The sequence below is a fragment of the Kitasatospora sp. NPDC088391 genome, assembly GCF_044753345.1.
Lineage (GTDB): Bacteria > Actinomycetota > Actinomycetes > Streptomycetales > Streptomycetaceae > Kitasatospora.
In genome coordinates, this window is record NZ_JBIVNB010000004.1 from 574209 (window position 1) to 586284 (window position 12076).

A 12076-nucleotide genomic window follows, 5' to 3' on the forward strand; every position below is an offset into this window, starting at 1 on the left:
TGGGTCAGCCCCGGGTCAGCCCCGGGAGACCTTCAGGGCCCAGGCGATCAGCGGGGCCTGGAGGGGGAGGCGGGCCAGCGCGGCGGCGCGCAGCGGGGCCGGGCGGTGGCGCCAGTCGTAGGCCATCTTCACGTTGGCGGGGAAGACGGCGGCGAACAGGCCGGCCGCGGCGAGCGCGCCGTGGCGGCGGGTCGACGGCAGCAGGACGGCGGCCCCGACGGCCAGTTCGGCCACCCCGCTCGCCTTGGTCCAGGCCCGGGGCGGGCCCGGCAGGCTGCGCGGCACGATCGCGTCGAACGGCCCCGGCGCGACGAAGTGCGCGACCCCCGCGCCCAGCAGCAGCCCGCCCAGCAGTCGGGCGGAACGGTCGGCGGTCATCGGCTCTCCAGGTGGGCTCGGCGGCGCAGCATGTTACCGAACAGTAGTGCAGCCCGCCCCGCCGGGGAAGCACCGCGGACCCGACCGCCGACCGCCGACCACCGACCGCCGACCGCCGACCGCCGACCACCGGACGGCCGCCGGCCCCGCGCCCACGGAGGCGGCGGCCCGTACCCGGCTCTTCGCCCGGGGCGGCGGCGGCCCGCGGTCGGTTCCGGTGGCGGGTCCGTGGCCCCGGCGCCGAACCGCCGCCCGCCGAACCGCCGCCCGCCGAACCGCCGTCCGCCGCCCTCCGCCCGCCGCCCTCCGCCCGCCGCCCTCCGGGCGGCGTCCCGTGCCCGGCTCGTGGCCCGTGCGTCCCGTGCCCGGCCCGTGCCCGTCCCGTGGCCCGTGCCCGGAGGCCCGGTACAGGTCGGGGGTGCGGGTTTCCACGCCCCGAAGACGGGCGTTGGCACTATCGAAACGGCAGGCCGGCCCGGGCCACGATGGGCCGCATGAACGAGAAGCCGATCGAGACGACGGCCCGGCCCGGGGCCGCGGCCCGGGCCGAAGGGCTGCGGCGCGTGTACGGCCGCGGGCCCGGCGCGGTCGCCGCGCTGCGCGGAGTGACGGCGGCCTTCGACCCCGGCACCTTCACCGCCGTGATGGGGCCGTCCGGGTCGGGCAAGACCACCCTGCTGCACTGCCTGGCCGGCCTGGACCGGCCCGACCACGGACGGGTCCGCTGGGGCGACACGGAGATCACCGGCCTGCCCGAGCGCCGACTCGCCGCGCTGCGCCGCGACCACCTCGGATTCGTCTTCCAGTCCTTCAACCTGATGCCCGCCATGACGGCCGCCCAGAACGTCGAACTCCCCGGCCGCCTCGGCGGCCGACGCCCCGGCCGGGCCCCCGTCCGGGAGGCCCTCGCCCGGGTCGGCCTGGCCGGTCTCGAACGCCGCCGCCCGGCCGCCCTCTCCGGCGGCCAGCAGCAGCGCGTCGCCATCGCCCGCGCCCTGGTCTCCCGACCACCGCTCCTCTTCGCCGACGAACCCACCGGCGCCCTCGACCGCGCCACCGGCCGGGAGATCCTCACCCTGCTCCGCACCGGCGTCGACCACGACGGGCGGACGTGCGTCATGGTCACCCACGACCCGGCCGCCGCCGCGTACGCCGACCGCGTCCTGCTGCTCGCCGACGGCCTCCTGGTCGACGAACTCGACCGGCCCACCGCCGACCGGGTCGCCCGCGCCCTCGGCGCACTGGACGGAACCACCCGATGAGCACCCGCGCCGCACCCGCCGGCACGGAGCCCCGCACACCCGGGCCGACACCGACCACGGGCACCGGCCGGAAGCCCGGAGACCGAGGAGGAGAAGGAACATGACCGTCGCACTCGCCTGGGGGCAACTGCGCCGCCGCCCCGCCGGATTCGCCGGACCGGCCGCCGCACTGCTGCTCGCCGTCGCCGCCGTCACCGCCGTCGGAGCCCTGCTCGGCTCCGAACGCGGCCTCCCCGCCGCCGAACGGCGGCCCGGCGACGGGCCCGGCGTCACGCTGATCGCCGGGGCGTTCGGCGAGATCACCGTCCTGGTGGCGTTCTTCCTCGCCCTGCACACCCTCGGCCTCGCCCTGCGCCACCAGGGCCGGGACCTCGCCCTGCTGCGCACCGTCGCCGCCACGCCCCGGCAGGTCCGCCGCCTGCTGCGGACCCAGAGCGCCCTGGTCGTGCTCGCGGTCGCCGCCCCCGGCGGCCTCCTCGGCACCGCCGCCGCCCGCGCCTTCCTCGACGGCCTCCGCCGGCGCGGCCTCGCCGCCCCGCACGCCCGGATCACCGGCACCGCCCCCACCACCGCCGCCGCCACCGCGGTGGCCCTGCTGCTCGCCACCGCCGCCGCGACCGCCGCCGCCCGCCGGATCACCCGCCCCGCCCCCGCCGCCGCACTCACCGCCCACACCGGGGCCGAACCGCGCCCCGGCCCGGTCCGGCTGCTCACCGCCGCCGCCGCACTCACCGGCGGCGTGCTGCTACTGCGCCTCGCCGCGACCAGGCCCGCCGCCGAGGTCGACAAATCCGCCCAGGCCACCCTGCTCGGCACTCTGGCCCTGCTGGCCGCCACCGCCCTCGCCGGCCCGCTGCTGGTCCGCCCGGCCGGCGCCCCGCTCGGTGCCCTGCTCCGGGCCGCCGCCCCCGGCACCGGCTGGCTCGCCGACACCAACCGGCGCGGCCACGCCCACCGGCTCGCCGCCGCCGTCGTGCCGATCGCCCTGCTCACCGGCCTCAGCGCGACCACGGCCACGATGACCGCCACCGCCCGGCACGCCGCCCGCACCACCGGCACCGCGAACGGCGCCACCTCCGGCACCGACAGCTGGCTCCGCCAGACCGAACTCGGCCTGCTCGCCGGGTTCGCCGCGATCGCCGTCCTCACCACCCTGGTCGCGCTGACGGCCGAACGCCGCCGCGAGTTCGCCCTGCTCCGCATGGTCGGCGCGACCCGCCCGCACGTCCTGCGCGCGGTCGCCGTCGAAACCGTCCTGACCAGCGCCGTCGGCCTGCTGCTCGGCGCCCTCGTCACGGCCGCCGCGACCACCGCCTTCAGCACCGCGACCACCGGCACCCCCCTGCCCGTCGTCCCCCTCGCCACCTGCGCCCGGATCGCCGCCGCAGCCCTCCTGCTGACCGTCCCCGTCACCCTGGCGGCAACAGCCGTCGCCCTGCGGGGGCCTGCGACGGCGGCGGCAGGGGGTGAGCGCGGATGAGAGCAGGGCAGTGAGAGGGTGGCCGGGCGTCAGGGGGCCGGTGGTGCGGGGGAAGGCGGCGGCGGTGCGCGGGTCGGTGCGGCCGGGGGAGTGGGTGTTCGCCCTGCTCGGGGCACCGGTGGCGGTGCTCGGCGGGGCGTACGCGCTGGCCGCGCTGTACGCCGGGGCACTGCTGTCGCTGACGGTGCTCGGGCTGCCCCTGGTGGCCGTCGAACTGGCCGGGGCCCGGGCCCTGGGGCGACCGCACCGGTGGCTGGTCGCCCGCCTGCTCGGCACCGAAGTGCCCGGGCCGGGCCCCGTCCGCCGGCCGGCCGGGGCCGCCGCCCGGACCAGGGCCGCCCTCACCGACGCCGCCGCCTGGCGCGCCCTGGGCTACCTGCTGCTGCGGCTGCCGCTCGGCCTGCTCGGCCCGGTCGCCGCGCTGCTCCCGCTCGGCGCCGGCTGGCTCCTCGGGTTCCCGCTCTGGCTCCGCCTGCTGGAGGACGGGCCGCACCCCCTCCGCCCCGCCGACCTGGCCGCGCCGCCGCTCGGGCTGCTGCTCCTCGCCCTCGCCCCGCCCGCCGTCCGACTGCTCGCCGGGGCCAACCGGCGGCTCGCCCGCCACCTGCTCGGCCCGGGCCGGGCGGACCAGCGGGTCCGCGCCCTGGAAGCCGCCCGCCACACCCTGCTCAGCACCGGCAGCGACCGGCTCCGCAGCCTGGAACGCGACCTGCACGACGGCACCCAGGCCCGGCTGGTCGCCGTCGCCATCACGCTCTCCCTGCTCGACGACGTCCTCGCCGACCCGCGCCCCGACCCGGCGCGGCTGCGCACCCTGGTCGGGCGCGCCCGCACCCAGACCGACGACACCATCGCCGAACTGCGCGTCCTCACCCGCGGACTCCGCCCCACCGGCCTCGACGGCGGCCTCGCCGAAGCCCTCCCCGCCCTCGCGGCCGGCTGCGCCGTCCCCGTGACGCTCAGCCTCGACCTGCCGCAACGCCCGGACGAGGCGGTCGAACAGGCCCTCTGGTACTGCGCCGCCGAACTCCTCACCAACATCACCCGCCACAGCGGCGCGACCACCGCCCGACTCGCCGTCACCACCACCGGCCCCCTGGTCCGGCTCACCGTCCGGGACGACGGCCACGGCGGAGCAGCCCCGGGCCGGGACGGCGGCAGCGGACTGCGCGGCCTCCGCGAACGCCTCGCCGCGATCGACGGCCGGCTGCGGATCACCAGCCCGCCCGGCGGCCCCACCACCGCCGTCGCCGAACTCCCGCTCCGGCTCTGAGCCCCCGGCGGAGCGCCCCCGCGGGAGGTGCGCTGCGCGGCCCGGGGTGGCGCGCCGGGCCGTCAGCCCGTCTCGGCGAGGTAGGCGAGGACGGCCAGGACGCGCCGGTTGTCGGCGGGGGACGCCAGCAGGCCGAACTTCGCGAACACCGCGGCGACGTGCTTCTCCACGGCGCGTTCCGAGACGGCGAGCCGTTCGGCCACCGCCCGGTTGGAGCGGCCCTCCGCCATCAGGGCCAGCACCTCCCGCTCACGGGGCGTCAGGTCGTCGACCGCGCCGCGCCGCCGGGCCCGCATCAGGTGGGTGACCACCTCCGGGTCGAGGGCGGTGCCGCCCGCCGCGACCCGGTGCAGGGCGTCCACGAACTCCGAGGTCCGGGCCACCCGTTCCTTGAGCAGGTAGCCGACGCCCGCCGCGCCGTCCGCCAGCAGCCGGGTCACCCACGAGGTCTCCAGGTGCTGGGAGAACACCAGCACGCCGACCTCCGGCCAGGACCCGCGGATCCGCAGCGCGGCCCGGACGCCCTCGTCGGTGTGCGTCGGCGGCATCCGGACGTCCACCACCGCGGCCCGCGGGCGGTGTTCGGCCACGGCCGCCAGCAACTCCTCGGCCGTGGCGACGGCCGCCGCCACCTCGCAGCCGCGCACCGTCAGCAGCTCGGCCATGCCGTCCCGCAGCACCGCCGAGTCCTCGGCCAGCACCACGCGCAGTCGTTCCTCCGTCACCCCGCCATTCTGACCCGCCGCCGGGCCCCGGACGGACACCGGGCGGACAACCGGGCGGGCACCGGGCGGACAACCGGGCGGGCGCTCACCCCGCCGGGCCCGGGAGCGGCCACGACCAGGCCGCGTCCGCGGCGTCCCGCGCCCTGACGATCCGTCGGTGGCGGGACGCCTCGCGCGCGGTGCCGGGGCTCACCGGGCGGTAGCGGACCCAGTCCAGCGGCATGACGTGCAGGGCCAGGGTCTCCCACCCGCCCCGCCGGTCGGCCGAGCGCGCGAGCACCGCGGCGAAGCGCTCGACGGACCACAGGCAGTACCAGGGCGGCCCGTCGACCAGGGCCCCGGCGTCGACGAGCCCGCGGCCGTACCCCTCCTCCGGGTCGAGGTCCAGCTCCCGGTGGATGCCGCCGCCGCCGTGGAAGTGGACGAAGTCGCGCCGCAGGGCCAGCTCGACGTCCGACAGCCCCCGGGGCCCGGCACCGGCACCGGCGCCGTCCTCCGGCAGCCGGGCCACCGCCAGCGGGAAGATCGCGTGCGCGCCGCGGTCGATCACGGGGGAGCCGAGGTCCGCCCACGGCGGGGTCTTCTCGGAGAACCTCCGGCCCAGGGCGCGTTCGAGCGCCTGCAGGACGGCCCGGCCGTCCTGCAGGCGCTCCGGCCCCTCCGCGCTCCCGGTCACGGCCGCGCCCCCGTCGATCGATCGGTTGCCGAACGGTCCGATCATGCCCCGGGGCGACGACGGGCGGCGGGGCGGGGAGCGGGCCGGGCGTCAGCCGGCCGCACCGCAGCGCTCGGTGTCGATCTCCGGCAGGGTCGCCTCGGCGTAGCGCGCGCCGTGCACCGTCGCGTCGGAGAGCACCCGGCCCGCGGCGTCCAGGACCTCGGCCGGAACGTCCAGGTCCAGGACGGAGACGTTCTCCCGCAGGTGGGCCGTCGAACGGGTGCCCGGAATGGCGATGACGTGCTCGCCCCGGGACAGCACCCAGGCCAGCGCCAGCTGGGGCAGCGTCAGCCCGGCCGGGCGGGCCAGCCCGGCCAGCTCCTGACGGAGCGCCAGGTTCGCCGGGTAGTGGGCCGGGCCGAACCGGGGCATCGCCCGCCGGATGTCGCCCGCCGGGAGCGCCGCCGGGTCCGGCGGGGCGTCGGTGAGGAAGCCGCGCCCGACCGGGCTGAACGCGACCAGGGCGACGCCCAGTTCGCGGGCCGCCGCCAGGGTGCCGCGCTCCGGGTTGCGGGTCCACAGGCTGTACTCGTTCTGCAGCGCCGCGACCGGGTGCACCGCGTGCGCCCGGCGCAGCGTCGCCGCCGACACCTCGGACAGCCCGATGGCGCGGACCTTGCCCGCCGCGACCAGGTCGGCCAGCGCGCCGACGCTCTCCTCGACCGGGACGGCCGGGTCCAGGCGGTGCAGGTAGTACAGGTCGATGACGTCGGTGCGCAGCCGGGTCAGCGACTCCTCGGCGGTGCGCCGGATCGTCTCCGGCCGGCCGTCGATGACGCGCCGCCCGTCCACGCCCGTCATGCCGCACTTGGAGGACAGCACGATCCGCTCCCGGTGCGGGCCGAGGACCCTGCCGACCAGTTCCTCGTTCGCGCCGAAGCCGTACAGCGCGGCGGTGTCGAACAGCGTGACGCCCGCGTCCAGCGCGGTCAGCAGCAGCTTCGCCGCGTCCTCGGCGGAGGGCGGGGTGCCGTAGGCGTGGCTGACGTTCATGCAGCCGAGGCCGACGGCCGGGACGCCGAACGGCCCGAGCCGGCGCGGGGCGCGGTTCGGGCCGGCGGCGGGGGCGCCCGTCACGCGGGCACCGGGGCGGCGAGCTGCCGCTCCAGATCGGCCAGGGTGCGGTAGCAGGGCAGCACCTGGGCGAGCGAGGCGTTGGGTTCGCGGCCCTCGCGGATCGCCGCCACGAACTCGCGGTCCTGCAGTTCGATGCCGTCCAGCGAGACGTCGATGCCGCTGACGTCGATCGGTTCCTCTTCTCCGGTCATCAGGTCATCGTAGCGAGCCAGGTAGGTGCCGGTGTCGCCGATGTAGCGGAAGAAGGTGCCCAGCGGGCCGTCGTTGTTGAAGGACAGCGAGAGGGTGCAGATCGCCCCGGTCGCGGCCCGCAACTGGATCGACATGTCCATCGCGATGCCCAGCTCCGGGTGGATCGGGCCCTGGACCGCGTTGGCCTGCACGATCGGCGCGCCGGTCTGGTACGCGAACAGGTCGACGGTGTGCGCGGCGTGGTGCCACAGCAGGTGGTCGGTCCAACTGCGCCGCTGGCCCAGCGCGTTGAGGTTGGAGCGGCGGAAGAAGTAGGTCTGCACGTCGAGCTGCTGGAGCGCGAACTCCCCGGCCCGGACCCGCCGGTGCACCCACTGGTGGCTGGGGTTGAAGCGCCGGGTGTGCCCGGCCATGGCGACCAGGCCGGTCCGCTCGGCGTCCGCGACGCACGCCTCGGCGTCCGGCAGCGAGGCCGCGACCGGGATCTCCACCTGCACGTGCTTGCCCGCGGCCAGGCAGGCCCGGGTCTGCGCGGCGTGCAGCGGCGTCGGCGTCGCCAGGATCACCGCGTCCACGTCGTCCATCGCCAGCACCTCGTCCAGGTCGGCGGCGGCCCGCGCGACCTGCTGCTCGGCGGCGAACCGGCGCGAGCTCTCCAGCGAGGAGGAGACCACGGCGGCCAGCTCCACGCCCTCGATCCGGTGCAGTGCGGCGGCGTGCTTGGCGCCGAACGCGCCGCCGCCCGCCAGGGCGATCCGCAGGGGCTGCTGGATGGTCATGTCAGTTCTCCTCGACGGGCCGGGGGTGGTTGTTCAGGATCAGGTGGCCGACGGCCGTGTTGGACGCCGGCACGTGGTAGAAGCGGTGCTCGACGTCCACCGTGCCGCCGCCGTCGACGTCGCCCAGCGCGCCGCGCGCGATCAGCCACATCACCAGCTCGATGCCCTCCGAGCCGGCCTCCTCGACGTACTCCAGGTGCGGCACCCGGGCCAGGCCCGCCGGGTCGGCGACCAGCCGGTCCAGGAAGGCGTTGTCCCACTCCCGGTTGATCAACCCGGCGCGCGGGCCCTGGAGTTGGTGGCTCATCCCGCCGGTGCCCCAGACCTGCACGTCCAGCGGCCGCGGGTAGGACTCGACCGCCCGGCGCAGCGCCCGGCCCAGCTCGAAGCAGCGCGCGCCCGAGGGCACCGGGTACTGCACCACGTTGACGTGCAGCGGGACCACCTTGCACGGCCAGCGCTCCACCTCGCCGAACATCAGCGACAGCGGCACCGTCAGGCCGTGGTCGACCGGCATCTCGTTGGCCAGGGTGAGGTCGAAGTCGTCCTGGATCAGGCAGTGCGCCAGGTGCGCGGCGAACTCCGGGTCGCCCTCGACGCCGGGGACGGGGCGCGGCCCGTAGCCCTCGTCGGCGGCCGGGTAGGCGGCGCCGGTGCCGAGCACGAAGGTCGGGATCAGCGAGAGGTCGAAGGCGCTGGCGTGGTCGTTGTAGACCAGGATCACCACGTCCGGGGTGTGCGCGGCGGCCCACCGCCGGGAGTGCTCGTACCCGGCGAACACCGGCCGCCAGTACGGCTCGTCGGTCTTGCCGTGGTCCAGCGCGGCGCCGATCGCCGGGACGTGCGAGGTGAACACGGCGGCCGAGACGGCCGCGTGCTCGGCGGGCGGCGCCTGGCCGGCGTGCGCGGCCTCCAGCACGGCGTGGTCGATCCGGCTGGCCGGGACGCTGGCCGAGCGGCCGCCGGAGACCATCATGTCCCGGTACTCCTGCTCGGTCATGCCGGTCATCGAGCCCGCCATCCGCTGGAACGAGAAGCCCAGCGTGGCACCCCACTTGGCGAGGAAGTAGATGTTCCCGCCCTCGCGCACCGCCGCGTTCAGGTCCCGGTCCAGCAGGGCCCGCTTCTGCTCCTCGCGCAGCGGCCAGGCGTCCAGGTAGGCGCGCTCGTCGGCCAGGTAGGCGGCCCGGTTCTCGGCCGTCATCAGCGACATGCAGAACTGGTTGAGGTGGTAGCCGCGGGCGGACTGCTCGGCGTCGAAGATCGTGGTGCCGGGCACCAGCCGGTAGCTGCGGTCGATCGCCATGCCGCTCAACTCCCTTCGTTCTCGGGCCAGTACAGGCGGTTCGGGTTGTCGACCAGCAGCCGTCGGCGCAGCTCGGGGGTCGGCGCGACGTGCGGCAGGAAGTCGACCAGCAGGCCATCGTCCGGCATGTGGTCCTTCAGGTTGGGGTGCGGCCAGTCGGTGCCCCAGAGCACCCGGTCCGGGAACTCCTCGACCACCCGGCGGGCGAACGGCACCGCGTCCCGGTACGCGTCGCGCTCGCCGTCCAGCGCGGCCGGGCCGGTCAGCGACAGCCGCTCCGGGCAGCCGACCTTGCACCAGATGTCCTCCCGGGCCCGCAGGAAGTCCAGGAACGCGCCGAACTCCGGCCCGTCCACGTCCTTCGACACGTCCGGGCGGCCCAGGTGGTCGACCACCAGCGGCACCGGGATCGACAGGAAGAACTCGCGCAGCTCCGCCAGGTCCGCGGCCTCGAAGTACAGCACCACGTGCCAGCCCAGCGGCGCGATCCGCGCCACCACGTCCCGCAGGTCCTCGGGCGGCGTCACGTCGACCAGGCGGCGGACGAAGTTGAACCGCACGCCGCGCACCCCCGCCGCGTGCAGCTCGCGCAGCTCGGCGTCGCCCACGCCCGGGCGGACGGTCGCCACGCCCCGGGCCCGGCCGCCGGAGCGGCGCAGCGCGTCCACCAGGGCCCGGTTGTCGGCGCCGTGGCAGGTGGCCTGGACGATCACGTTGCGGTCGAAGCCGAGGTGGTCGCGGAGCGCGAACAGCTGCTCGGCGGAGGCGTCGCACGGCGTGTACTTGCGCTCCGGCGCGTACGGGAACGCGGCGCCGGGGCCGAACACGTGGCAGTGCGCGTCCACCGCGCCCGCGGGCAGCTCCCAGGAGGGGCGGGCGGGGGCCGGGTGCCAGTCCAGCCAGCCCGGGGTCTTCTGCTGCTCCACGGCGCTCAGCCCTCGTAGCGCAGGCCGAGCGCGGCCAGCGGGCCGCGCATCGCGTACATGTCCAGGCCGAGTTCGCCCGCGCGCAGCCGCTCGCGCCTGCCCGCCTCGTCCGCCTCGCGCCGTGCCGACGCCTCCGCCACCCCGGCGGCCCGCTCGCGCGGCACCACCACCACGCCGTCCGCGTCCGCGAGCACCACGTCGCCCGGCCGGACCAGCGCGTTCGCGCACACCACGGGCACGTTGACCGACCCCAGGGTCGCCTTCACCGTGCCGCGGGCGTTCACCGCCCGGGAGAACACCGGGAAGTCCATCGCGGCCAGGTCCGCGACGTCGCGCACCCCGCCGTCGATCACCAGGCCCGCGCAGCCCCGGGCCCGCAGCGAGGTGGCCAGCAGCTCGCCGAAGAACCCGTCCTCGCTCTCCGTCGTGCACGCCGCCACCACCACGTCGCCGGGCCGGACCTGCTCCGCCGCGACGTGCAGCATCCAGTTGTCGCCCGGCTGCAGCAGCACCGTCACCGCCGTCCCGCACAGCCGCGCCCCCGGGTACACCGGCCGCAGGTACGGCCGGGTCAGCCCCGTGCGGCCCATCGCCTCGTGGACGGTGGCCGTGCCGAACGCCGCCAGCGCGGCGACCGCGGACTCCTCGGCCCGCTCGATCTTCGTGTGGACGACACCGAGTTCGGTGTGCATGGGTCTGCTCCTCAGGTGCGGGTGCGGGTGCGGGTGCGGGTGCGGGTGCGGTTCGGGGTCAGCGGGTGGCGGTGCGGGCCGCGAGGCGGGCGGCCAGGCGGGGGTGGACGCGCAGGGCGTTGCCCGCGTACACGGCGGCGCGCTGCTCGGCGGAGAAGTGCTCGGTGGCGTCGACGTAGCGGCGGGTGTCGTCGAAGTGGTGGCCCGTGCGCGGGTCCACGCCCCGGACGGCGCCGATCATCTCGCTGGCGAACAGCACGCCTTCGGCGGGCACCACCCGCGCCAGCAGGTCGATCCCCGGCCGGTGGTACACGCAGGTGTCGAAGAAGACGTTGCGGCCGAGCAGCTCCTCCGGCTCCGGCCGCCCCAGTGCCTGCGCCAGCCCGCGGAAGCGCCCCCAGTGGTAGGGCACCGCGCCGCCGCCGTGCGGGACCACCAGCCGCAGCGTCGGGAAGTCCGCGAACAGGTCGCCCTGCAGCAGCTGCATGAACGCGGTGGTGTCGGCGTTCAGGTAGTGCGCCCCGGTGGTGTGGAACGCCGGATTGCAGGACGTCGACACGTGCACCATCGCCGGGACGTCGTACTCCACCAGCGCCTCGTACAGCGGGTACCAGCTCCGGTCCGTCAGCGGCGGCGCCGTCCAACTCCCGCCCGAGGGGTCCGGGTTGAGGTTCACCGAGACGGCGCCCAGCTCCTCCACGGCCCGCCGCAGCTCCGGCAGGCAGCTCGCCGGATCGACCCCCGGCGACTGCGGCAGCATCGCGCCCATCGCGAACCGCTCCGGGAACAGCGTGGCGACGCGGTGCACCAGGTCGTTGCAGATCCGCGCCCAGGCGGAGGACACCGCGAAGTCGCCGACGTGGTGGGCCATGAAGCTGGCGCGCGGCGAGAAGACCGTCAGGTCGGTGCCGCGCTCGTCCATCAACCGCAACTGGTTCGACTCCACCGCCGCCCGCAACTCCTCGTCGGAGATCACCAGGTCGGCGGGGTCCGGCATCCCGGCGGAGGAGCCGGCGGCGGCGACCTGCCGCGAGCGCCAGGCGGCGAGCTGCGGGGGAGCGGTGGTGAAGTGGCCGTGACAGTCGATGATCATGGGGTGCTGGTCTCCTGAGGGATCGTCAGGGGGCGGGAACCCGCGCTGCGCGCGGCCGGGGGCGCCGGAAGGCCGGGAACCGCGCTGCGCGCGGGCCGGGAGGGCGGGAGAGGATTCGCGCTGCGCGCGCGGGCCGAGGGAACGGGGGAGGTTCGCGCTGCGCGCGGTCGGGGTG

The 12076-nt window shown here is 76.7% G+C and carries 12 protein-coding genes; 3 read left to right on the forward strand and 9 right to left on the reverse strand.

Annotated elements, in window-relative coordinates; all coding sequences use genetic code 11:
• Nucleotides 1-15 precede the first annotated feature (15 nt).
• Nucleotides 16-378, reverse strand: a complete 363-nt coding sequence (locus tag ACIQBJ_RS15770) for a hypothetical protein (RefSeq protein WP_400709313.1) — start codon at nt 376-378, stop codon at nt 16-18.
• Between the two features lie 494 nt (nt 379-872).
• Between ACIQBJ_RS15770 and ACIQBJ_RS15775 the strand changes: the two genes are divergently transcribed.
• The 3 genes from ACIQBJ_RS15775 (at nt 873) to ACIQBJ_RS15785 (ending at nt 4393) form a co-directional block, all read left to right on the forward strand.
• Nucleotides 873-1640, forward strand: a complete 768-nt coding sequence (locus tag ACIQBJ_RS15775; protein WP_400709316.1) for an ABC transporter ATP-binding protein — start codon at nt 873-875, stop codon at nt 1638-1640.
• Between the two features lie 100 nt (nt 1641-1740).
• The gene (locus ACIQBJ_RS15780) at nt 1741-3120 is read left to right on the forward strand and encodes an FtsX-like permease family protein (RefSeq protein ID WP_400709319.1); all 1380 of its coding nucleotides are present in this window, start codon (nt 1741-1743) and stop codon (nt 3118-3120) included.
• A 43-nt stretch (nt 3121-3163) separates the two neighbouring features.
• Nucleotides 3164-4393: a sensor domain-containing protein gene (locus ACIQBJ_RS15785; protein WP_400709322.1), complete on the forward strand. Its 1230-nt coding sequence runs from the start codon at nt 3164-3166 to the stop codon at nt 4391-4393.
• A gap of 62 nt (nt 4394-4455) precedes the next feature.
• Here ACIQBJ_RS15785 and ACIQBJ_RS15790 read toward each other — a convergent pair whose 3' ends face one another.
• The 8 genes from ACIQBJ_RS15790 to ACIQBJ_RS15825 form a co-directional block, all read right to left on the reverse strand.
• A complete protein-coding gene (locus tag ACIQBJ_RS15790) occupies nt 4456-5118 on the reverse strand; it encodes a LuxR C-terminal-related transcriptional regulator (protein ID WP_400709325.1) in 663 nt (220 codons plus the stop codon).
• A gap of 85 nt (nt 5119-5203) precedes the next feature.
• Nucleotides 5204-5794, reverse strand: a complete 591-nt coding sequence (locus tag ACIQBJ_RS15795; RefSeq protein WP_400709328.1) for a hypothetical protein — start codon at nt 5792-5794, stop codon at nt 5204-5206.
• 90 nt (nt 5795-5884) lie between these two features.
• Nucleotides 5885-6913, reverse strand: coding sequence for an aldo/keto reductase (locus tag ACIQBJ_RS15800; RefSeq protein WP_400709331.1), 1029 nt, complete (start codon nt 6911-6913; stop codon nt 5885-5887).
• Entirely contained in the window at nt 6910-7884 is a 975-nt protein-coding gene (locus ACIQBJ_RS15805; RefSeq protein WP_400709334.1) for a Gfo/Idh/MocA family oxidoreductase, read from the reverse strand. Before ACIQBJ_RS15805 ends, ACIQBJ_RS15800 begins: the two co-directional genes overlap by 4 nt.
• A 1-nt stretch (nt 7885) precedes the next feature.
• Entirely contained in the window at nt 7886-9190 is a 1305-nt protein-coding gene (ligA, locus tag ACIQBJ_RS15810) for a protocatechuate 4,5-dioxygenase subunit alpha (protein WP_400709336.1), read from the reverse strand.
• Between the two features lie 5 nt (nt 9191-9195).
• The gene (locus ACIQBJ_RS15815) at nt 9196-10116 is read right to left on the reverse strand and encodes an amidohydrolase family protein (protein ID WP_400709339.1); all 921 of its coding nucleotides are present in this window, start codon (nt 10114-10116) and stop codon (nt 9196-9198) included.
• Between the two features lie 5 nt (nt 10117-10121).
• Nucleotides 10122-10808, reverse strand: a complete 687-nt coding sequence (gene ligK / locus ACIQBJ_RS15820) for a 4-carboxy-4-hydroxy-2-oxoadipate aldolase/oxaloacetate decarboxylase (protein ID WP_400709342.1) — start codon at nt 10806-10808, stop codon at nt 10122-10124.
• 58 nt (nt 10809-10866) lie between these two features.
• A complete protein-coding gene (locus ACIQBJ_RS15825) occupies nt 10867-11901 on the reverse strand; it encodes an amidohydrolase family protein (protein ID WP_400709345.1) in 1035 nt (344 codons plus the stop codon).
• Nucleotides 11902-12076: the final 175 nt, after the last annotated feature.

Coding starts and splice junctions, on each gene's coding strand:
- ACIQBJ_RS15770 (WP_400709313.1), bottom strand. CDS start 378: ATGACCGCCGACCGTTCCGCCCGACTGCTGGGCGGGCTGCTGCTGGGC.
- ACIQBJ_RS15775 (WP_400709316.1), top strand. CDS start 873: ATGAACGAGAAGCCGATCGAGACGACGGCCCGGCCCGGGGCCGCGGCC.
- ACIQBJ_RS15780 (WP_400709319.1), top strand. CDS start 1,741: ATGACCGTCGCACTCGCCTGGGGGCAACTGCGCCGCCGCCCCGCCGGA.
- ACIQBJ_RS15805 (WP_400709334.1), bottom strand. CDS start 7,884: ATGACCATCCAGCAGCCCCTGCGGATCGCCCTGGCGGGCGGCGGCGCG.
- ligA (WP_400709336.1), bottom strand. CDS start 9,190: ATGGCGATCGACCGCAGCTACCGGCTGGTGCCCGGCACCACGATCTTC.
- ligK (WP_400709342.1), bottom strand. CDS start 10,808: ATGCACACCGAACTCGGTGTCGTCCACACGAAGATCGAGCGGGCCGAG.
- ACIQBJ_RS15825 (WP_400709345.1), bottom strand. CDS start 11,901: ATGATCATCGACTGTCACGGCCACTTCACCACCGCTCCCCCGCAGCTC.